This window comes from Kitasatospora sp. NPDC034023, assembly GCF_055575795.1.
The window spans coordinates 79,998-99,473 of the sequence record NZ_JBVIRY010000013.1 but is presented as its reverse complement, the minus strand read 5'-3'; the positions used below and the strand labels follow the sequence as shown (position 1 = coordinate 99,473).

Here is a 19,476-nt window from a genome sequence, read left to right as displayed (position 1 = left end):
CCTTGACGGCACTCGGTCACGGTCCTAGAACGTAGTGAGCTCCCCGGTCCCCCACGGCCCGGGAGCCGCGAAAGGTCGTCTTCTCGCCCCTCACCGAGGAAGAGGCTTTCCCATGCGCTTCAGCCGTCACCTTGCCGTCCCCGCCGCCGCCGTCGCGGCCCTCGCCGCCACCGCCGCGCTCGCCGTGGTCGCGGTGCCCGCGTCCGCGGCGCCCGAGCCCGTCGCCGCCGTCCCCGTCCTCACCGTCGGCGGCGCGGGCGGCACCGCCGTCGTACCGGGCGACACGCTCGCCGCGCCGCTCGCCGGGGGCGCCGCCACCTTCTACTCGACCGCGACCAGCACCACCGGTGTGACCTGCGCCGTCTCGCAGCTCGCCGCGAAGGTGCTGACCAACCCGGCGGCCCCGGGCTCGGCCACCGAGTCACTGACCGGGCTCACCTTCGGCTCGTGCACCAGCAACGTCACCGGCGTCACCTCGGTGCGCAGCCTGACCGTCGGCAACCTCCCGTACGGCCTGACCGTCTCCGACGGCCCGGGGCTCCCGGTCACTCTCGGTGGCGGGTCGGCCGGGGCGATCCAGGCCACCGCGGTGCTCAACAGCTGGTTCGGCACCATCACCTGCACCTACCAGCTCAGCGGCACGTTCGCCGGCAACGCCGACAACACCGCGCACAGCCTGGCCTTCCGCAACGAGCACTTCGCCAAGAGCGGCGGCTCCGGGCTCTGCCCCGCCGACGGGTACTTCTCCGCGGCGTACGGCCCGGTCGCCGACACCTCCCAGCCGGGCGGGCCGGCGGTCGACGTCAACTGACCGACCACCCCGCTCGGCCAGAGCTCCGCTTGACCAGGGCCCTCCCGGCCAGGGCCCCTCTCGGCCAGGGCCGCGCTTGATCAAGCCCCCGGCAGCGCCTCCTGGTGCCGCCACCGGACCCGGTCCCCGGCGGCGGCCCACCGCTCGGCCCGCACCGGGGGCCGGTGGTCCGCGCAGGCGAGCACCAGCATCTCGTTGTCCCCCGGCTGGAACTCGTACGCCACCCGCTCGACCCGGCTCGGGACCCCGAGCCCCGCCAGCTCCCGGCGCAACGGTTCCAGCCCCGGGTAGCGAACTCCCGTGTCGTACACCATCAGTGGGAACAGCCGGACCTCCCGGCGGGCCACCCGCGCGAGTTCCAGCAGCGCCGCCCGGTGGAAGTCCTCGTCGAGCCGGTTGCCGTACGAGAAGATCAGGTGCGAGCTGAGCACCAGGTCGAAGGAGTCGTCGGCGAAGGGGAGTTCGGGCAGCGAGCCGGCCACGTAGCGATCCGGGCGGGCCGCGATGTCGGCCCGGAAGTCCCGGGCGTTCGCGGTCCACTGTCGGACCATGTCGTCCGCGTCGGCGTACCAGGTCCGGGCGTAGCCCGCCGTCTCCTTCTCCAGCAGGTCGCGCTTGAAGGCGGTCTCCCGCTCCACCAGCAGGCCCAACTCCTCGCGGTGGTGGGCGTACTGGCGGTCCACGGCGACGGCGTCGATGCCCCGCCGCCCGGCCTCGGCGACGAAGCTCGCCGCCCCGCCCGGACAGTCCAGGATCCGTTGCTCCAGGTCGCGTTCGGTGAGCGCGAACATCGCCCGGTACTCCTCGAAGGAGCGTGCGCTGACCAGCACGGTTCACCCCCTCCCGACGAACGGCATGGTGGTCGGCAGGATCACCAGGGACTGGATGACGGTGTCCGGCGGCTGCGCGGCCATCAGCACCAGCGCCTCCGTGAAGCGCTCCACCGGGATGGTCGCCTCCACCGCCATCGTCCCGTCGGCCTGCATCGCGGCCGGCTGCGGTCCGCCGTCGACGGGGGTGACGTTGCCGACGTCGATCTGCCCGCAGGAGATGCCGTACGGGCGGCCGTCCAGGGCGAGCACCTTGGTGAGGCCGAGGACGGCGTGCTTGGCGGCCGTGTACGCGATGGAGTGGGGGCGCGGCACGTACGCCGAGGGCGCGCCGTTGTTGATGATCCGCCCGCCCTGCGGGGTCTGGGCGCTCATCACCCGGAAGGCCTCGCGGGCGCAGAGGAAGCTGCCGGTGACGATGGTGTCGAGCACCCGGTTCCAGTCCTCGAACGGGGTCTCGGTGATCGGCCGGCGCGGGGCGGCGGCGCCCGCGTTGTTGAACAGCAGGTCCAGCCGGCCGTAACGGTCGTGGACGGTGTCGAAGAGCCGGGCGACCTCCTCCGGGCTGCGGATGTCGGTCGGGACGGGCAGCACCCGGGCGGCGGCCGGGCCGGCGAGCGCGGCGGTCTCCTCCAGCGCGTCCTTGCGCCGTCCGGCGACGGCGACGGTCCAGCCGGCCTCCAGCAGGGCCAGTGCCGAGGCCCGGCCGAGGCCGCTGCCCCCGCCGGTGACGATCGCCACCCGTCCGTGCGGTGCGGTCGCGGCGTCGTTCGGTGCGGCCACGGCGTCCTGCGGTGCGTCCGCGGCGTCGTTCGGTGCGGTCAACGCGCCCATTCCTCCCCCTCGTTCACCCAGATCCGCAGCATCCGCCGGGCGTACCCGCCGGGTTCGTCGATGAACGGCGAACGCCCGTGCAGCACCCGGCTGTTGCGGATGATCAGCAGGTCACCGGCGGCCATCGGCAGCCCGAAGGCGATCTCCGGCCGGTACAGCACCTCGTCCAGCACGCCCAGCGCCTCCCACTGACGGTCCGTCAGTTCCGGCCCGCCGCGGTCCGGGGAGGAGCGGACGGTGCGGGTCTGGTAGTAGCAGCCGACCGTCCCCTCCTTCTGGTGGTAGAGGATCGGGGTGACCACCACCTGCGGGCCCGCCCGGCCGGTCCGGTCGAAGGTCCAGTCCTCACAGAGGGTGGCCAGGGCGTCCGGGCGCTCCCGCTCGATCAGGTCGCGGACGTGCCGCGCGCTCGCCAGCTTGGTCAAACCGCCGCCGTCGAAGGCGGGCCGAAGGCACAGCAGAACCAGCAGGTCGCAGGTGTCGCAATGGAAGCCGAGCTCGGTGTTGCCGTCGCCGTCCTGGTCGCGCAGCACCGAGGTGAGGTCGCCGCGCCCGTTCTGCGGGACGATCCGGCCGTAGTCCCGCAGCAGGAAGGAGAGCGCCTCGGTGATCTCCTTCTCCGGGTGCGCCGGGTCCACCAGGCCGCTGACGTGGGTGATGCCGACGGAGGCGACGGCGTCCCGGACGAAGTCCCGCAGCCGGGCGCGCACCGGCTCGGCCGCGCCCCACCGTTCGGCCCGCGCGTCGGCCCACAGCAGCCGCCGTTCCTCCTCCTCCAGCGGGAGCGACCAGAGCTCCCGCCGGGCCTCCAACTCCAGGCTGCTCCAGCCGATTTCCGTCATCGCGTCCATTCGCATCTCCTTCCTACCGGCTTCCGGCCGCGACGGCCTTCGTCCAGAGTTCCAGCGCCTCGTCGATCTGCCCGGCCGTGACCACCAGCGCGGGGATCATCCGGACCACGTTGAGGTGGATCCCGCAGAGCAACAGCAGCAGGCCGTGCTCACCGGCCGCCTGCTGGGCACGCCGGGCGGCCTCCGGGTCCGGGGAGCCGTCGCGGCGGCAGAACTCACTGGCGGCCATCAGCCCGAGCCCGCGGACGTCGGCGATCCCGGGCGCCTCGGCGGCGACCGCCCGCAGCCCGGCCAGCAGTCGCGCGCCCTGCTCGGCGGCGTTCTCGACCAGCCGCTCCTCGCGCAGCACGTCCAGGGTGGCCAGGGCGGCCGCGCAGGCCACCGGGTTCCCGCCGTACGTGCCGCCCTGCGAGCCGGGCCAGGCGCGGCCCATCAGCTCGGCGGGCGCGGCGATCGCGGACAGCGGGAAGCCGCTGGCCAGGCCCTTGGCGGTGATCAGGACGTCCGGGCACACCCCGCCCTCGTGCGGGTGGGCGTCCTCGTGCTGGTGGGTGTCCTCGTGCTGGTGGGCCCAGAACCGGCCGGTGCGGCCGAAGCCGGTCTGCACCTCGTCCACGACCAGCAGGATGCCGTGCCGGTCGGCACGTTCGCGCAGCCCGGCCAGGAAGCCGGGCGGGGCGGGAACGTAGCCACCCTCGCCGAGCACCGGCTCGACGAACATCGCCGCCGTCTCGGCGGGCGCGGAGACGGTGGCGAGCACCTCGTCGAGTCCGCGCAGCGCGTGTTGCACCGCCTCGGCCTCCGACATCCCGAGCCGGAACGCGGCCGGGAAGGGCGCCACCGCGACCCCGGACATCAGCGGGCCGATGCCGGCCCGGAACCGGGTGCCGGCCGTGGTGAGGGAGGCCGCGCCCATCGTGCGGCCGTGGAAGGAGCCCTCGAAGACGATCACGTTCTGCCGCCCGGTGGCGTGCCGGGCGAGCCGCAGCGCCGCCTCCACCGCCTCGGTGCCGGCCGTGGCGTAGAACAGCGAGTCCAGGCCGGGCGGCAGCACCTCGCCGAGCCGCTCGGTGAGGGTGAGCAGCTGGTCGTGCAGCACGGTGGTGTACTGGCCGTGGATCAGCCGGCCGGCCTGCTCGCGGACGGCCTCGACCACCCGCGGGTGGCAGTGGCCGGTACTGGTCACCCCCACACCGGAGGTGAAGTCGAGGTAGCGGCGGCCCTCGGCGTCGTAGAGGTGGAGACCCTCGCCGCGCACGGCGACGACCGGGGTGGCCTGCTTGAGCGCCGGGGAGAGCCGGGACACCGAACCTGCTGTCACGCTGGATGCTGCCTTCACGGGTGAGTCCTGCCTTCGGGGGAGAGTTCGGGGGCACGATCGGTGGAGGGGCCGGGGGCGGGGCCGGTCGAAGGGTCGGGGACGGGTCGGGACGGGTCGGCGGGCGGCAGGAAGCCGGCCTCGGCGGCCCAGGCGAGCGCGGCCGACCACCACTGCGCGGTCGGGGCGGTGAAGCGGACCCCGAGCCGGTCGAGCACGGCGGTGGTGTACGCGCTGTCCACCCGGACGTTGCGTTCCTCCTGCTGTGCCCAGGCGGCGGCCAGCCGGGCGGCCGTCGGGTGCCGCCACTCGGCCCCGGCGATCGCGGCCGCGAAGGTCTCGTCGTCGGTGAGCCGCACCCGGTGGCCGAGCCCGGCGAGCCAGCCCACCAGTTCGTCGTGCGGGACCTGGTACGGCGACTCGACGTGGTACGCGCCGGGCGCGGCGTACGGGTCGAGGGCGATCGCGGCGATCCCGGCGGCCACCGTGTCCACGTGCGAGAACGCGAACGCGGTGTCCGGCCGGCTGGGCGCGGCTCCGGCCAGCAGGTAGCCACGGATCAGCTGGTAGATCCGGTTGTCGCCGATGTTGGCCTGGAACGCGCCGGTCCGGCTGTGCGCCGCGATGTGGCCGCTGCGGTGCAGGTAGGCGGCGTGCCCGGTGGCGGCCCAGGCCCGGACGGCCTGCTCGGCACGGTACTTGGTCCGCTCGTACGGGGTGCGGAAGTGCTGGCCGATCGCCAGGTCCGCCTCGCTGAAGCGGCGCGGCGGGCCGTCCACGCCGCCCGAGACGGTGAGCGTGGAGACGTGGTGGACGCGGGCGGCCGGGGCGTGCTCCCCGACCCAGCCGAGCAGGCGGCGCACCGCCGTGTGGTTGGTGCGCTCCAGCTCGTCGGGCGAGGCCACCAGTCGGACGTCCGCCGCCGCGTGCACGACGATCCGAGCGCCCCGGGCCTGCTCCAGCCCGGCCGGGGAAAGGCCGAGGCCGTCCCGGTCGACGTCCCCGGCGACGGCGTGGGCCGCGTGGGCCCCCAGCCGTTTCAGGGCCTCGGCGTCGTCGGAGGCCCGCACCAGGCAGGTGACGTCGGCGCCGCGCCGGAGGAAGGCGTCCAGCAGGTGCCGCCCGAGATAGCCGGTGGCGCCGGTGAGCAGCACCCGGGCGGGTTCGCGCACCGCCGCCCGGGCGGGTTGGCGCACCACCGCCCCGGCGGTCGGCGGGACGCCCGGGTGCAACAGCTGGCCGGAGGTGGAGAGCGGGGCGCGGGCGGGGCGCACCGTCGTGCCAGGAACCCTCGCCTCGGCACCTCCCGCCTCGGCGGCCACGGCCCCGGCGAACGCGCCGGTGATCCGCTCGGCGGCGCGGTGCGACAGCGCGGGCCACCCGTACACCAGGTCGGCGACCAGTCGCTGCTCCACGATCCGCGCGGTGAGCCGCAGTTCGTACAGCGGATCGCCCCCGGCGCAGCGGGCCACCCCGGCCTGCTCCTCGGCGACCGTCCAGTCCAGCGCGGGCTCCTCGGGCAGCCGGAAGGTGCCGAGGAAGTTGAACCCGGCGGCGGGCCGATCCCCGGGGGCGTCCATCGGCCGGACGGGCGTCTCGCGCAGGCTCCGCGCCACCGTCTCCGGATCGGCCCCGGCCGGCAGGTCGACGTGCCTGACGGCGGTGAACCAGCCGACGGTGTCCAGGAATTCGCCCGGATCGCCCGCGGTGTCCCGGCCGTGGGTCTCGACCTCCACCGCGAACCGGGGACTGCCGCTCCAGGCGGTGACGGCCCCGGCGAAGGCGGCGAGCAGCGCCGCCTCCAGCCCGGCCCCGCCGCCGTGCCGCGCGACCAGCCGGGTGGTGGCGTCCGCGTCGAGCGTCCAACTGAGCGCGGCCGGTTCGTCGGTCGGCTCCGCGACGGACGCCGTGGTGGACGCCGTGGCGGACGCTGTGACGGACTCCGCGGCGGTGTCCGGAGCGGGCGCCGCCGGGGCGGCCGCCGCCCACGCGTAGAAGTCCGCCGTCGGCGGCAGGTCGGCCGGCTTCTGGTCGAGCACCGCCCGGTACGCGTGCGCCAGGTCGTCCAGCAGGATCCGCCAGGACAGCCCGTCGACCACCAGGTGGTGAGCGACCAGCGCGAGACGGTCGTCCGTCCCGGGCGGGCCCGAGAACAGGTGGACGCGCAGCAGTCGGCCGGCCAACGGGTCGAGGCTGCGGTGGAGTTCGGTGCAGACCCCGGCGATCGTGTCGGCCGTCGGCTCGGCGATCGGGTCGGCGACCGGCCCGTCCGCGCGTGGGATCCGGGAGAAGGAGACGGGATCGAGGTCGGGCACCGGCCGGGGCTCGCCGCACCCGTCCGGGGAGATCGGCCGGCGCAGCGCCGGGTGGCGTTCCAGGACGGCCGCGACCGCCCCCGAGAGCGCCGCCGGGTCCACCGCCGCACGGCAGCGCAGCAGGACGGACTGGTTCCAGTGCCGCACGTCCCGCACGGAGCGCTGGCGGTACAACCAGCGCTGTGCCGGGGCGAGTCGACCGGCGTCGTCCCCGGTGCGCGGTGCCGGAACGGAGGGTGCGGCCGGGACGGCGGCGGCCGCCAGGCCCTCCGCCGTCGGGTGCCGGTAGAAGTCCTCGTAGGCGACCCGCAGGCCCGAGCGCCGCAGGAAGGCGATGGTGCGCATGGCGAGGATGGAGTCCCCGCCGAGGCCCAGCACGTCGGCCCGCGGCCCGACGGCCGGCAGTCCGAGCGCGCCCGCCCAGAACCGGGCGATCTCCCCGGCCAGGCCGGATCCGGTGGCGCCCGACAACTCCGCTCGGGTCTCGACCAGTTCGGCGACCAGCTCGCCCAGCCTCGGCCGGTCGAGCTTGCCGTTCGGCCCGACGGGGAATTCCGGCAGTACCAGGATCGGCTGCGGCACGGAGTAGCCGGGCAGCCGGTCCCGTAGGTACGCTCCGAGGCCCTCCACGTCCTGCGAACCGCCCGACAGCCGTACCGCGCCCAGCAGTTGACTGCCGACGGCGGTCTCCCGCAGCAGCGCCGCCGAGCGGACGACGCCCGGGTACCCGTCCATGGCGCGCTCGACCTCGGCGAGGTCCACCCGGTAGCCGCGCACCTTCACCTGACGGTCCACCCGGCCCAGGAAGACCAGGTTCCCGTCCGCCCGCCGGCGGCACAGGTCGCCTGTCCGGTACATCGGTCGGCCGTCCCGGTGGACGAAGCCGCGGGCCGTCTCGGCCGGCCGCCCGAAGTACCCGGCGGTGACACCGCGGCCGCCGATGAGCAGCTCCCCCACCGCGCCGTCCGGCACCGCCCGCCCGGCGCCGTCCACCACGGTGAGCAGCACCTCGCCGATCGCGGTGCCGATCGGTACGGTCGGCTCCTCGGCGGGGAGTTGGCGGGTGTCGGTGGCCAGTAGGCAGGTGGCGCCGACGGTGGTCTCGGTCGGGCCGTAGTGGTTGGCCAGCCGTGCGGTGGTGCCGCCGTCGAGCAGGGCGGCGGCAAGCGGGCGGGGCAGCGGCTCGCCGCCGAGCAGCACGGTGTGCAGCGGCGGGGAGTCGACCGGGCGGCCCTCCAGCAGGGCGGTCAGGTGCGAGGGGGTGGTCTTCAGCACGGTCACCCCCGCGCGTGCCAGCGATGCCCAGAAGGCCTCCGGGTCGCGCACCTCGCGGTCCGGGACGACGTGCACCGAGCCGCCGGTGGCGAGGGCGAGCAGCCAGGCGGTGTGGCCGAGGTCGGCGGCCAGCGTGGTGACGTGCGCGGTGCGCGGCGCGTCGGCCTCGGTGTAGGCGAGCCGCCCGGCCAGCTCCTGCGCGTAGTGCACGGCGTTGGCGTGGGTGACGGCGACGGCCTTGGGCTCGCCGCTCGACCCGGAGGTGAAGGAGAGGTACGCGAGGTCCTCGCCCAGCACCTCGTGCTGCGGCACGGGCATCTCGCCCGGCGCCTCGTGCTTCCCGCCCGGCACCTCGGGCCGCACGCCCGGCGCCTCGACGTCCACCACCTCTCCGCCGAGCCCGCCCTCCGTCCCGAGCACCCGGGCGACCCGGACGGCCGCCAGCCGCCGGGCGAGGTCGGCCGGCGACCAGTCCGGGTCGGCCAGCACCGCCGCCGCGCCCGAGCGCAGCACCCCGTGCAGGAGGACCAGCATCCGGGCGTCCCGGGGTCCGACCAGGGCGACCCGGTCGCCCCGTCCGGTGCCGCCGCCGGCCAGCCGGGCGGCGACCCGGCCCGCCGCGGCGTCCAGTGTGCGGTAGTCGAAGGTGCGGACGCCGTCGCTCAGCGCGGGCCGGTCCGGGTGGGTCCGGGCGAGGTGGGCGAGCAGCGAGGGTAACGAGCGGGCGGACCGGGCGGACGGCGTGGACCGCAGGTGCTGCGTCGCGGGGGTCACGCCGACTCGTCCCCCGTCAGGCGCGCGCGGGCCGGCCCGGCCGGCACCCCGGGGTCGCCCACCAGGTACCCGCCCAGGACCGGCCGGTCGGGTAGTCTCCCGGCCAACTCCCAGGCCAGCATGCGGTGCAGGCCGTCGAGGTGGATCAGCCCGGCCCGGACCGACAGGTCCCCGTAGTCGGAGTGGTCGACCGGGGCGGTGCTGAGGAAGACCGGCGTGAACGGGGTCCGGCGCAGCAGCCGCAGCTTCGCCGCGCAGACCGGGTTGGCGGCCGCCCAGGCGGCCCCGCCGGAGCGGACGCGCTCGGCCGCCTCGCCCACCGTCAGCCCGGAGCGCGGTACCAGTTCGAGCGCCCCGCCCTCGCTGAGGTGCCAGGGCAGGACGACGCCCAGGACGTCCGTCCGCGCGAGCCGGACCCGCCACCAGCCGCCGGAAATGCGGTCGGCGCGTTCGAGGTTCTCCTCGCCGTACGTGTTGCTGTTCGCCTCGTGGGCCCGCTCCACCGGATGGTCCCGCAGGTAGGCGTCGTGGACCTCGGCGTAGGCGACGGCGGTGACGATCTCCACGGCAGTGCTCTCCTCAGACGGTTCCGGTGTACTCGGTGAAGTGCCGTTCCGCGAACAGCTCGGGCCACTGGCCGTCGGCCAGGTCGAGTTCGCGGGCGCGGGCGAGCATCTGCCGCCAGTACGGCTTCACCGGGCGCCAGCGCGCGCCCACCTGGCAGTAGGAGGCGTCGATGAAGTACCGCACCCGGCCCGGCCCGTCGGGCGCCGGCCGGCGGGTGTGGAACAGCGCCGAGTTGAGCAGCACGGTCGAGCCGGGCGGCAGCCGGTCGATGACCACCTCGCCGGGCAGTTCCGCGGTGCCGTGGTGGGCGAACGCGGACTTGCCGACGGTGCTGTGGTGCGAGCCCGGCAGCACGGCCAGACTGCCGACCTTCTCGTCCAGTCCGCCGAGGTAGTGCAGCGCGTGGACCATCAGCAGCGACGGGTCGGAGCGGTCGTTGGGCTCGCAGTCGTGGTGCCAGGGCTTTCCCGGGATTCCGGGGGACTGGCGGTCGCTGTGCAGGTGGTGGAAGACGAACGACGGCCCGAGCAGGCGGGTCAGCGTCCGCATCAGTGGTGGGTGGGTGAGGAGTTGGCCGTGGGCCGGCAGCTCCAGTTCCAGCAGCGGGGGCGGCCCGTTCCGGACGGGATCGGCGCAGGAGGCGATCGACCGGGCCCGCAGGCCCTCGTCCACCCACCGGTCCACCTCGGGGACGAGCCGTTCGCGCAGTGACTCCGCCAGCAGGCCGGGCAGCACCAGGTACCCGGACTCCAGGAACTGCCGGTGGTACTCGATGTGGAGGGCCTCACGCCCTCCGTAGGACAGTGTCACCGAACCGAACCCCCTCCTTCCGTTCTGCGGGACGAACAACGGGACGTGGCACGAGCAAGGAGGCGCACGGGATCATCCAGACTTCTGGTGGCGACGGAACGTCCGTCACGGTCGCCACGGCCGCCACGACTGAATCGCGATCACCACGAAGAGACACGCGGCGATCACGCAAGGTAGTCCGCCCCAGGAGTATGAACCGGTCTTCGCGTCCACGACAAGACCATTGCCGGCTCATGGACACCTTCCCGCCACCGTGCCGTTCAGCTCCGGCCACCAGTCGATTCCCTTCCCACAAGGAACTCCGGGCCGCTCCCGCCCCGGTGATTCGCCGCCGGAACAGCGGATGCGGCAGAGTGAGCCCATGAGGAGTGCGGAGACCCGGAGTTCCGAGACCGTCGACCGGACCAGCCCGTCGGTCCGTCGACGCCCGGTCCAACAGCGCAGCCAGGAGCGGTACGGCCGCGTCCTGGACGCCTGTGCCGGGCTGCTGGACGAGGTCGGGGCGACCGCGCTCACCACCAAGGAGGTCGCCCACCGCGCCCAGGTGCCGATCGGCACCCTGTACCAGTTCTTCGCCGGCAAGGAGGACCTGCTGGCCGCTCTCGCCGGCCGCAACCTCGACCGGTACCTCCAACGCCTCGACGCCCGGCTGGCCGCCGCCGCCCCGGTCGACCCGGCCGCCTTCACCGACCTCGCGGTGGAGGAGTTCGTGGCGATGAAACGCTCGGTGCCCGGCTTCGGCCAGGTCGACTTCGGCCTGGCCGGCCCGGTCGTCCCCGCCGGGGTCCGGGACGACCGGCACCTGCTGGACGCGGGCGTGGACAACAACACCGCCGTCGCGCTGCGCCTGCAGGCGCTCGGCGGCGAGGTGTTCCGGGCGAGCGACCCGGCGGCCACCACGCTGACCCTGCGGGTCGCCCTGGAGGCGGCCGACGCGGTGCTCAAGCTGGCCTTCCGCGCCGACCCGAACGGCGATCCGACGCTCATCGCCGAGTGCAAGCGGTTGGTCCGCGGCTACCTCGCGCAACGGCTGCCCGCCCGCTGACGTCCGACCCGCGAATCCCGCGCCCATCCCGGCGCAGATCCCACGCCCATCCGCGTGCGAATCCCCACGCGAATCCCGCGCGCATCCCCCGGGAATCCCCGCCCATCCCCCGCGTCCCGTCCGCCCGAGGCGTTGCGAGCCCGCCGCCCCCGCAGCACAGTGGATAGCGGAACGGCCGCGGAAGCGGCCGCCACGACCCCGAGGACCCAGGGAGCAGACCATGCACGCAGCGGTAGGTGACCAGCTCCACATCCACAGCAGGTCGGTGGGCATGGTGGACCAGAAGGGCGAGATCATCGAGGTGCGCGGCGCCGACGGCCAGCCGCCGTACATGGTCCGCTTCGAGGACGGCCACGAGGGTCTGATCTACCCCGGCCCCGACTGCAACATCGAACAGCGCCAGGCGGGACGCTGACCGACGCCCCCACCACCCCACGGCGCGCGGCCTGTCCGCAGACCCGCGCGAGGTGGTGAGGAGCGGTGTCCGCCCCCACGACCCCGCTGCCCGGGGCGCTCGCCGGGCTCGCGCCACTGCTGGACCACTACGGGTACCTCGCGGTGGCGCTGCTCGTGCTGCTCGACAACTGCGGCATCCCGGTGCCCGGGCAGACCATCCTGGTCCTCGCCTCGGTGTACGCCGGCACCGGGCGCCTCAGCCTCGCCGCCGTCCTGCTGATCGCGGCCTGCGCCGCCATCCTCGGCAACAGCCTCGGCTACCTGATCGGCCGCACCGGCGGACGCGCCTTCGTCCACCGCTGGGGCCGGTACGTCCTGCTCACCCCGGCCCGGATGGAACGCGCCGACGGCTTCTTCGAACGGCACGGCGGCAAGGTCGTCGCGGTCGCCCGCTTCGTGGACGTGCTGCGCCAGACCAACGGCATCATCGCCGGGACCACCGGGATGCCCTGGCGCCGGTTCCTGCCGTTCAACGTGCTCGGCGCCGTGCTGTGGACGGGCGTCTGGGGCACCTTCGGCTATGTCGCCGGAGCCAACATCGGCACCGTGTACCGGACCGCGATCCGCTACCAGCTCCGGTTCGCGATCGGCCTCGGAGCGCTGGTCGCCGCCTTCCTGCTCCGCCAGGTGCTGCGGTACCGGCGCCGGCGCCGCGAGGGCGCCGACACCGGGCCCGGGTCCGGCTCCGACACCGGGCCCGACAGCGACTCCGACACCGGCTCCGGCTCCGGCTCCGGGTCCGGGTCCGGCACCGACGCCGACACCGGCTCCGACGCCGGGTCCGGCTCCGACACCGGCTCCGACACCGGCTCCGGGTCCGGCTCCGGGTCCGACATCGACAAGCCATCGGACTAGCGCAGCGGGAACACCTCGAACGGCACCGCGAAGCGCGTCCCCAGCCGGCTGCCCACCTCCCGGCCGAAGCCCTCCAGGAACTCCCGGGCATTCCCCATCGCCCCACCGAGCCCGGCCAGGTACGCCTTGTGCTCCTCCAGCGAGGCAACGCCCAGGTCGAAGTGGTCACTGGTGTCCACCGCGTGCCCCGACTCCGGCGAGGCCGCCGCCCAGATCTGCCGCACGCCGTTCCACGGCTCGTGCCCCTCCGCCACCAGCTCGCGGAACACCCAGCGGTTCCCGGCGTCCCGGACGCCGTCCAGGGTGGCCCGGCCGACCGCGACGTGGTCGGCCTGGTTGAGGAACACCCCGCCGTACGTCTCCCGGAAGTTGCTGGTGATCACGATGTCCGGGCGGTGGCGGCGCACCACGCGGGCGATGTCCCGGCGCAGCGGCAGCCCGTACTCCACCACGCCGTCCGGGTAGCCGAGGAACTCGACGGTGTCCACGCCGACCACCCGCGCCGAGGCGACCTGCTCGGCCTCCCGCAACGGCCCGCACTCGGCCGGGTCCAGCGAGTCGATGCCCGCTTCGCCGCTGGTCACCATCACGTAGACGACCTTCTTGCCCTGGGAGGTCCACCGGGCGACGGCCGCGGCCCCGCCGTACTCCATGTCGTCGGGGTGGGCGACGATCGCCAGCGCGGTCTGCCAGTCCTCGTCCACGTGCTCGAAGGGCGCGGGGGCCTGCTCGGTCATGCTCTTCCCTCTCGGTGCGGCTCACGGTCGTACGGACGTACGGACGTACCGCAGGCGACTCTAGAAGACCCGTGTCCCTCATGCCCCGTCAGACACTCCTCCACTGAACGGCCTTGCCCCTGACGCAAGGGTCAGGGGTCAGCGTCCGGGCATCCCGCGGCGGCGCCGCCCACCTCGCCGCCCTGGACGCCGAGATCGCCCGCCTCACCGAGCTGCGGAACAGGCTCGCCCGGCACGTCGCCTCGGGGGGTGCGGACCTGCCGGTCGGATCCTGATGGATCGTCAACTTGCTTCGGGGGTGGGGCGGGTGTCGGCGGCTGGGGCTTCCCGGCCGGGCCAGGTGATGCGGGTGGCGCAGAGGGAGACGACGGCGGCGGAGGCGGCGACGGCGGCCATGCCCCAGAGGAGGCTGGTGGCACCGGCGATGAAGCCGATCACGGCGGGGCCGGCCAGGAGGCCGGTGGTGCCCATCGCGGCGACCAGGGAGAGTGCGTCGGCGCCCTGGCGGGCGGCGGCGACGTAGACGCAGGGGGTGACGGCCGCGACGCCGAGGCCGACGCAGGCGAAGCCGAGCAGGGTCGGTACCGTGCCGCCGGCCAGCAGGGCGAGGGCGAGGCCGAGGCCGGCCAGCAGGCTGCCGGTGCGGACGATGCGGCCGTCGCCGAAGCGGGTGCGCCAGCCGTCGGCGAAGATCCGGGCGCACACCATCATGACCGAGACGACGGCGATGCCCATCGGGGCGAGTCCGGCGCCCGCGTTCACGACGTCCTTGAGGTAGAGCGCCGACCAGTCGTTCATGGCACCTTCGGTGACGGTGCCGAACACCATCGCGAGGCCCATCCAGAGTGTCGCGACGGTCGGCAGGGTGAAGCCGCGGCGTTCCTCGGTGGCCGTTTCCGGGCTTTGCCGCGGCTCGTCGGGCAGCAGCCCCGGCCGGGCGGCGGCGACGAGTGCCGCGAGGAGGACGGCGGCCAGCCCGAAGTGCACGGCCAGGGCGCCGGTGAAGGCGTTGACGCCGGAGGCCAGCAGGGCGGCGAGGAGTGAGCCGGCGCTGAAGGTGGCGTGCAGCCGGGACATCGTGGTCCGTTCGAAGCGGGCTTCCAGCGCGGCGCCCTGGGCGTTCATCGCGACGTTCAGGCAGCCGACGGCGACGCCGTCGCAGAACAGCACCAGCAGCGTGACGGGGTAGTTCGGCACCACCGACAGGGCGAGCAGGATCAGGCCGAGGGCGAGCGCGGACAGCACCGACAGCGGGCGCGAGCCGAGCCGCCGCATCAGCACCGCCACCAGCGGGAAGGACACCGCCGCGCCGATCCCGCAGGTCATCAGCAGCAGGCCGATCTGGGCCTCGCCGAGGTCGAGCCTGGCCTTGAGCGCGGGCACCCGGGAGACCCAGGTCGCGTACTGGAAGCCGAGGACGAAGAACAGTGCGCCGGTGGACAGTTGGGAGCGGCGGAAGTCGTCGCGAACGGGAGACATGCGGATCAGCCCACTTCGGCTCTGGGTCGGGGCCCGGGGATCGGGTCGGTGGGGTTCGGCAGCGGCCGGGCCGGGACGGGGTCCAGCGGCATCGCCATGTAGACCGCCCGGGTGCCGTAGCTCGCGGGCAGCTCGATCTCGGGCCGGGCGCGGTAGCCCAGGGGGGTCCACAGCACGTGGGAGCCGCGGACGGCGACCAGGGAGAGGGTCCGGTAGCCGGCCGCCCGGGCGGTCTGCTCGAGGTGGCGCAGCATCCGGTGGGACCGGCCCGCACCGCGCAGTTCCTCGGCGATGACCAGGTCGTGGGCGTGCAGGTTGGTGGACTCTCCCCCCTCCCCGTCCCCGTGCTCGTGCTCGCTGCGGCTGAGGTCGGGGCAGCGGAACAGCGGGTACGGCAGGGCCAGCAGGTAGCCGCCGAGGCGACTCGTGTGCTCGAGGACGAAGCAGGTGTCCGGCGAGGCGCGGTGCCGGGACCGCAGCGCCTCGCGGCCCTCGGACAGGCCGCTGGCCGCGTAGGCGCGCTCCTCCAGCGCGACCACCTCGTCCCAGTCGTCCTCCCGGAGCAGCCTGATACGGGACTCACTCATGCGTCGTCTCCCTCGTTTCCCTCGCTGCTCCCGCCGATGCAGGTGTGCGGCAGCGGTTCGAAGCCGTTGAACCCGCGGGTCGCGTAGGCGGTGGCGTACGCGCCGCAGGAGTGGATCCAGACCGGGTCGCCGGAGCCGGCCGCGCGGGGGACCCGCACCAGGCCGTCCTCCTGGGCGTACGCGTCGTCGCTGTCGCAGGTCGGGCCGGCCACCACGGCGTGGACGAACTGGCCGCCGGGGTGGGTGGGGAACTCCAGCCGGTACTGCAGCTGGTCCATCTCGTAGAGGCCGTTGAACTTGCCGCAGCTGAGGTAGAGCCAGTCCTCGCGGGTGCCGTCGAGGCGGTGGCGGGAGGTGAGGCGGGCGACGTGCGCGCGGATCGCGCCGTGGTCGGCGACCAGGTGGCGCCCGGGTTCCAGCAGGAACTCGAGCGGTCCGGTGTTGACGGCGCGCAGCCGGTCCATGCCGTCGCGGATCACCGCGAACATCTTGTCCAGCGGCGGGTCGAGGGGCCGGCCGCGCCGGTCGAGGACGCCGAGGGCGGGCAGTCCGCCGCCGAGGTTGATCCGATCGGGGGTGATGCCGCGCCAGTTGAGTGCTTCCAGTACGGCGGCCAGCGAGTCGACGGCGGCGCCCCAGGCTTCGGCGGTCATCTGCTGCGAGCCGACGTGCACCGACAGGCCGGACGGCACGAGTCCGGCGGTGCGGGCTTCGCCGAGCACCCGCAGGGCGTCCTCGGGTGAGCAGCCGAACTTGTGGCTCAGGCCCCACAGCGCGCCTTCGCCGGTGGTCGCGATCCGGCAGAACACCCGTGCTCCGGGGGCGTGTTCGGCGATCGCGGCGACGTCTTCCACGCTGTCGGTGGCGAAGTCGCGTACGCCCAGCCGGTAGGCCTCGGCGATGTTGCGGTCGGATTTGACGGTGTTGCCGTAGTGGATGAGCTCGGGGGCGACGCCGGTGCGCAGCGCCTGGTCGATCTCCTGGGGGCTGGCCGCGTCGAAGCCGGAGCCGAGGGCGGCGAGGTGGTCCAGCACCTCGTCCACGGGGCAGGCCTTCATGGCGAACCGTACGGCGACGCCCGGCAGTTCGTCGAGCAGGGTGGCGTACTGGCGGCCGATGCCGTCGAGGTCGTAGATGATCCGGTCGTCGGTGGCGGCGGCGAGGGCGGCGCGGAGCGCGGTGTGGTCGGGCCGGTCGGGGCCGGGTGCGCCGGTGTGGACCGCGGTCTCGGTCGGGGCGCGGTGGCTGGGTGTGGGGTTCGGTGCCTGGTGTGCGGTCTGGCGTGTCACGGAGAGCTCCCGGTCTTCCGGCTAGTGCGGCAGCCGGTCGGCGGGGGTGGTCTTGCTCGCCCGCACCAGCGGGCCCCACGCGTCGATCAGCAGGGCGTAGTCCTCGATGTCCGACTGCGCCTGGTCGAGCAGGCGCGCCCGCCGGGGCGCCAGGTGGTCGGCGAACTCGGCGTACTTGCCGCCCAGTCGCCGGTAGCAGCGGTCGAGTTCGGCGAGTCTGCGGTGGTTCTCCGCGCGGTCGGTCGCTGCGCTGCGGCGGGCGGCTTCGGCGATCGGCTCGGGGCGCACGTGGTGGTGCTCGTCCAGCAGGGCGTCGCCGGCGGCCTCCATCTCGGTGTAGACCGGGTAGAGGTAGAGCATGGAGAGCAGGAACTTGGCGTAGCGCAGTTGGTAGGCGGTGAAGCCGGGGCCGGTGCGCCGTTCCGGTGTGTAGTAGTTGACGATGTGCCGGTTGTGGGTGACGCCGGGCAGGGTGGCGTCGTACACGAGGTGGTGCAGGAAGTAGTCGCTGCCGATGGTGTCGGTGGCGGGAGGCAGCGGCACGCGCTCGTACACGTGGTGGTCGAGGCCGATGTTGCACATGTCGATGTGCCAGATGTCGGGTCGGTCGAGTACGGCGCGGTCGGTGGTGAACGGTTCGCTTCCGCCACCGGTGAAGGATTCGGCGACGAGTTCGCGTGTGTCGTGTTCGGCGGCACCGGTGGGTGCCCAGAGGGCGACCACGTCGTGGTAGACCTCGGGGTCGATGTCGAGGATCTCGCCGAGGTCGACGGAGAGTTCGCCGACGAAGGAGGCACCGACCAGGGCGACGGGCTTGTCCGCGTGCGCCGGGTCGAGGGTGTTCTCGGTGACGGCGGCGGCCGCGTCGGCGGCCTTCAGCCCGAGGGTGGCCAGCTCGTGCTCGATGGGGAACACCGGTTCGCCGTCGAGCCATTGGTAGCGGCTGTCGGAGTCGCGGCGGTGCACCGAGGCGCAGCCGAGCGCGGCGGCGAGCAGGAACGCCCGGTTGGTGCAGGCGCCGTAGCAGACGGCGTCGGGCAGCATCAGCTCGAGCAGTTTGTCGGGGCCCGCGGCGCCGGAGCGGTCGATGACCTCGCGCAGGAAGGCGCGTTGGGCGTCCTCGTCCAGGTGGTGGACGAGGAGGTTCTCGGCGGCGGGCAGGGCGGCGGCCGCGGCGGCGTGCCGGGCGCGCGCGGCGGGGTCGGCGGAGTCCAGCACCAGCAGGTGCACCCGGACGCCGAACCGCCGTACGGCGTAGGCGGCTTCGGCGCCGACGGCGGTGATGGTGTCGGCGCACTCGCGGTTGGTGGGCAGGGTCAGGCAGATGTCGCGCATTCCCGCTCCCCCGTGGTGTCCTGCAGATCAGCTTGCCGAGGGTCGGCTTGCTGCCCTTCGGCTTGCCGAGGGTCGGCTTGCTGCCGGTCGAAGTCCTTGCCGCTCCAGGACCGCAGGCCGAGCAACTTCTCCCCCAGCTCGGTGAGTTCGGCGCGACCGTAGCGCAGCGACTCGGGCCGGGTGGCGTCGCCGACCAGGGTGCGGTTCCAGTCCGGGGTGGCGAGCGTGCGCCAGGATTCCACCCGGGAGCGGCGCAGCTGCTCGGCCTCCTCCAGCGCGGGCATCATCGACAGGTACTGCACCGAGCGCACGCCGCGCTCGGAGGTGTTGGGCGCGACGCCGTGGGCGAGCAGGCCGTTCCAGATCAGCAGGTCGCCGGCCTTCAACTCGGGCCGCACGACGGGGAATTCCTCCCGGTCGACGGTCGGGCGGATCGGGTCGCGGTCGGCCGGCTGGGCGGCCTGCCAGGTGTTGAAGCGGCGGAACAGCTCCGGGTCGCACTGGAAGCCGCCGTGGTCGGGGGCGGTGTCGTTGAGCGCGATGATGCCCTGGACGCGTTGCGGCAGGATGCCCTGGGTGGTGTCGACGTCCCAGTGCAGTTCGATGTCGAAGCCGCGGTCGGTGGGTTCGATGAGCGCGCGGTCGCGGTTGCGGATGTTCGGCGGGTTGAGGTTGAGCCGGTCGAGGGTGACCCAGAGCTCCTCGCAGTCCCACACGTCCACGAAGGCGTCGTAGACGCGCTGCGACTGGCGGCTGTCCCAGATGAGTTGGTGGTGGTAGGCCTCGACGAAGCCGTAGATGTGCAGGTGCTGGTCGAGTTCGTCGCGGTAGTCGCGCTCGCGGTACCAGTCCTCGGGGCGGTCGGGCGACAGGCCCTGGAAGTCCCAGGTGAAGTCGAGCAGGCACCGCGCGGCCTCGGCGGGGATGGCCTGCTTGACGACGGTGTAGCCGTAGGTCTGCCAGTGCGCGTAGTCCTCCTCGGAGAGGACGCGCAGCGGGTGCTTCTTGCGGATCTCGCGCAGCGCGGTGCGGGCCAGGTAGCTCTCGGTGTCCGCGCTGAAGTAGGGGCGCTGCGAGGCGGCGCGGTAGAGATACTCGTCGGCCTGTCCGTCTGGGCTCGGCATGGGCAGTCACTCCATGGTTCGTAGTCGGCGCAGCGCTTGATTCGGCGGGCGGCGCGGGCACGGCGGGCTGCTCGACCGGTTCCCGGCCGGGTCGGGAATTCCTCCCGCGGACCATCTGCGGTCCGCACACGCTCCTTCTCGGCTCGACCCCCGACCGCGCCTCGGCACCACGCCAGGGGTTCAA

Annotated in this window: 18 protein-coding genes; 5 read left to right on the top strand and 13 right to left on the bottom strand. The window is 73.9% G+C overall.

Annotated features, from left to right (window positions below):
• The first annotated feature begins 112 nt into the window (after positions 1–112).
• A complete protein-coding gene (locus ACZ52R_RS19040) occupies positions 113–811 on the top strand; it encodes a Tat pathway signal sequence domain protein (RefSeq protein ID WP_465623542.1) in 699 nt (232 codons plus the stop codon).
• 80 nt (positions 812–891) lie between these two features.
• Here ACZ52R_RS19040 and ACZ52R_RS19035 read toward each other — a convergent pair whose 3' ends face one another.
• Genes ACZ52R_RS19035 through ACZ52R_RS19005 form a run of 7 tightly spaced genes read right to left on the bottom strand, consistent with a single transcriptional unit; the run spans position 892 to position 10,385 of the window.
• Positions 892–1,641 carry a methyltransferase domain-containing protein gene (locus ACZ52R_RS19035; protein ID WP_465623543.1) on the bottom strand — a complete coding sequence of 250 codons (750 nt, stop codon included), beginning with the start codon at positions 1,639–1,641 and terminating at the stop codon, positions 892–894.
• A 3-nt stretch (positions 1,642–1,644) separates the two neighbouring features.
• Complete coding sequence (locus ACZ52R_RS19030; protein ID WP_465753772.1) at positions 1,645–2,475, bottom strand: SDR family oxidoreductase; 831 nt, start codon at positions 2,473–2,475, stop codon at positions 1,645–1,647.
• A complete protein-coding gene (locus ACZ52R_RS19025; RefSeq protein WP_465663925.1) occupies positions 2,463–3,326 on the bottom strand; it encodes a TauD/TfdA family dioxygenase in 864 nt (287 codons plus the stop codon). The genes ACZ52R_RS19030 and ACZ52R_RS19025 overlap by 13 nt, the downstream gene beginning before the upstream one ends.
• A gap of 13 nt (positions 3,327–3,339) precedes the next feature.
• Positions 3,340–4,632, bottom strand: a complete 1,293-nt coding sequence (locus ACZ52R_RS19020; protein ID WP_465753803.1) for an aspartate aminotransferase family protein — start codon at positions 4,630–4,632, stop codon at positions 3,340–3,342.
• Positions 4,633–4,661: 29 nt separating this feature from the next.
• Positions 4,662–9,008 carry an amino acid adenylation domain-containing protein gene (locus ACZ52R_RS19015; RefSeq protein ID WP_465753771.1) on the bottom strand — a complete coding sequence of 1,449 codons (4,347 nt, stop codon included), beginning with the start codon at positions 9,006–9,008 and terminating at the stop codon, positions 4,662–4,664.
• Entirely contained in the window at positions 9,005–9,574 is a 570-nt protein-coding gene (locus ACZ52R_RS19010; protein ID WP_465753770.1) for a DUF6309 family protein, read from the bottom strand. The genes ACZ52R_RS19015 and ACZ52R_RS19010 overlap by 4 nt, the downstream gene beginning before the upstream one ends.
• Positions 9,575–9,587: 13 nt before the next feature.
• Entirely contained in the window at positions 9,588–10,385 is a 798-nt protein-coding gene (locus ACZ52R_RS19005) for a phytanoyl-CoA dioxygenase family protein (RefSeq protein ID WP_465753769.1), read from the bottom strand.
• A 361-nt stretch (positions 10,386–10,746) separates the two neighbouring features.
• Here ACZ52R_RS19005 and ACZ52R_RS19000 point away from each other — a divergent pair, with 361 nt between their 5' ends.
• From ACZ52R_RS19000 to ACZ52R_RS18990, 3 genes are all read left to right on the top strand, one after another.
• The gene (locus ACZ52R_RS19000) at positions 10,747–11,430 is read left to right on the top strand and encodes a TetR/AcrR family transcriptional regulator (protein WP_360502115.1); all 684 of its coding nucleotides are present in this window, start codon (positions 10,747–10,749) and stop codon (positions 11,428–11,430) included.
• A gap of 220 nt (positions 11,431–11,650) precedes the next feature.
• A complete protein-coding gene (locus tag ACZ52R_RS18995; protein ID WP_360502118.1) occupies positions 11,651–11,845 on the top strand; it encodes a DUF1918 domain-containing protein in 195 nt (64 codons plus the stop codon).
• A 65-nt stretch (positions 11,846–11,910) separates the two neighbouring features.
• Positions 11,911–12,741, top strand: coding sequence for a DedA family protein (locus tag ACZ52R_RS18990; RefSeq protein WP_465753768.1), 831 nt, complete (start codon positions 11,911–11,913; stop codon positions 12,739–12,741).
• On the opposite strand, the gene ACZ52R_RS18985 is transcribed toward ACZ52R_RS18990, so the two are convergent.
• Positions 12,738–13,478 (bottom strand): PIG-L deacetylase family protein, encoded by a 741-nt coding sequence (locus ACZ52R_RS18985; protein ID WP_465623554.1) that lies wholly within the window; start codon positions 13,476–13,478, stop codon positions 12,738–12,740. The two genes, ACZ52R_RS18990 and ACZ52R_RS18985, sit on opposite strands and share 4 nt — an antisense overlap.
• Positions 13,479–13,591: 113 nt before the next feature.
• On the opposite strand from ACZ52R_RS18985, the gene ACZ52R_RS18980 reads away from it, so the two are divergent.
• The gene (locus ACZ52R_RS18980) at positions 13,592–13,753 is read left to right on the top strand and encodes a hypothetical protein (protein ID WP_465753767.1); all 162 of its coding nucleotides are present in this window, start codon (positions 13,592–13,594) and stop codon (positions 13,751–13,753) included.
• A gap of 7 nt (positions 13,754–13,760) precedes the next feature.
• On the opposite strand, the gene ACZ52R_RS18975 is transcribed toward ACZ52R_RS18980, so the two are convergent.
• The 5 genes from ACZ52R_RS18975 to ACZ52R_RS18955 all read right to left on the bottom strand — a co-directional run bounded on the left by ACZ52R_RS18975 (position 13,761) and on the right by ACZ52R_RS18955 (position 19,292).
• Positions 13,761–14,957, bottom strand: coding sequence for an MFS transporter (locus ACZ52R_RS18975; RefSeq protein ID WP_465753766.1), 1,197 nt, complete (start codon positions 14,955–14,957; stop codon positions 13,761–13,763).
• A gap of 5 nt (positions 14,958–14,962) precedes the next feature.
• Positions 14,963–15,544: a GNAT family N-acetyltransferase gene (locus tag ACZ52R_RS18970; protein WP_465623556.1), complete on the bottom strand. Its 582-nt coding sequence runs from the start codon at positions 15,542–15,544 to the stop codon at positions 14,963–14,965.
• The gene (locus ACZ52R_RS18965) at positions 15,541–16,683 is read right to left on the bottom strand and encodes a type III PLP-dependent enzyme (protein WP_465623566.1); all 1,143 of its coding nucleotides are present in this window, start codon (positions 16,681–16,683) and stop codon (positions 15,541–15,543) included. The genes ACZ52R_RS18970 and ACZ52R_RS18965 overlap by 4 nt, the downstream gene beginning before the upstream one ends.
• Positions 16,684–16,854: 171 nt before the next feature.
• Positions 16,855–18,168: a DUF6271 family protein gene (locus ACZ52R_RS18960; RefSeq protein ID WP_465753765.1), complete on the bottom strand. Its 1,314-nt coding sequence runs from the start codon at positions 18,166–18,168 to the stop codon at positions 16,855–16,857.
• Complete coding sequence (locus ACZ52R_RS18955) at positions 18,150–19,292, bottom strand: phytanoyl-CoA dioxygenase family protein (RefSeq protein ID WP_465623559.1); 1,143 nt, start codon at positions 19,290–19,292, stop codon at positions 18,150–18,152. The genes ACZ52R_RS18960 and ACZ52R_RS18955 overlap by 19 nt, the downstream gene beginning before the upstream one ends.
• Between the last annotated feature and the right edge of the window lie 184 nt (positions 19,293–19,476).

Coding starts and splice junctions, on each gene's coding strand:
- ACZ52R_RS19025 (WP_465663925.1), bottom strand. CDS start 3,326: ATGGACGCGATGACGGAAATCGGCTGGAGCAGCCTGGAGTTGGAGGCC.
- ACZ52R_RS19000 (WP_360502115.1), top strand. CDS start 10,747: ATGAGGAGTGCGGAGACCCGGAGTTCCGAGACCGTCGACCGGACCAGC.
- ACZ52R_RS18975 (WP_465753766.1), bottom strand. CDS start 14,957: ATGTCTCCCGTTCGCGACGACTTCCGCCGCTCCCAACTGTCCACCGGC.
- ACZ52R_RS18955 (WP_465623559.1), bottom strand. CDS start 19,292: ATGCCGAGCCCAGACGGACAGGCCGACGAGTATCTCTACCGCGCCGCC.
- ACZ52R_RS18995 (WP_360502118.1), top strand. CDS start 11,651: ATGCACGCAGCGGTAGGTGACCAGCTCCACATCCACAGCAGGTCGGTG.
- ACZ52R_RS19040 (WP_465623542.1), top strand. CDS start 113: ATGCGCTTCAGCCGTCACCTTGCCGTCCCCGCCGCCGCCGTCGCGGCC.
- ACZ52R_RS18970 (WP_465623556.1), bottom strand. CDS start 15,544: ATGAGTGAGTCCCGTATCAGGCTGCTCCGGGAGGACGACTGGGACGAG.
- ACZ52R_RS19030 (WP_465753772.1), bottom strand. CDS start 2,475: ATGGGCGCGTTGACCGCACCGAACGACGCCGCGGACGCACCGCAGGAC.
- ACZ52R_RS18960 (WP_465753765.1), bottom strand. CDS start 18,168: ATGCGCGACATCTGCCTGACCCTGCCCACCAACCGCGAGTGCGCCGAC.
- ACZ52R_RS18985 (WP_465623554.1), bottom strand. CDS start 13,478: ATGACCGAGCAGGCCCCCGCGCCCTTCGAGCACGTGGACGAGGACTGG.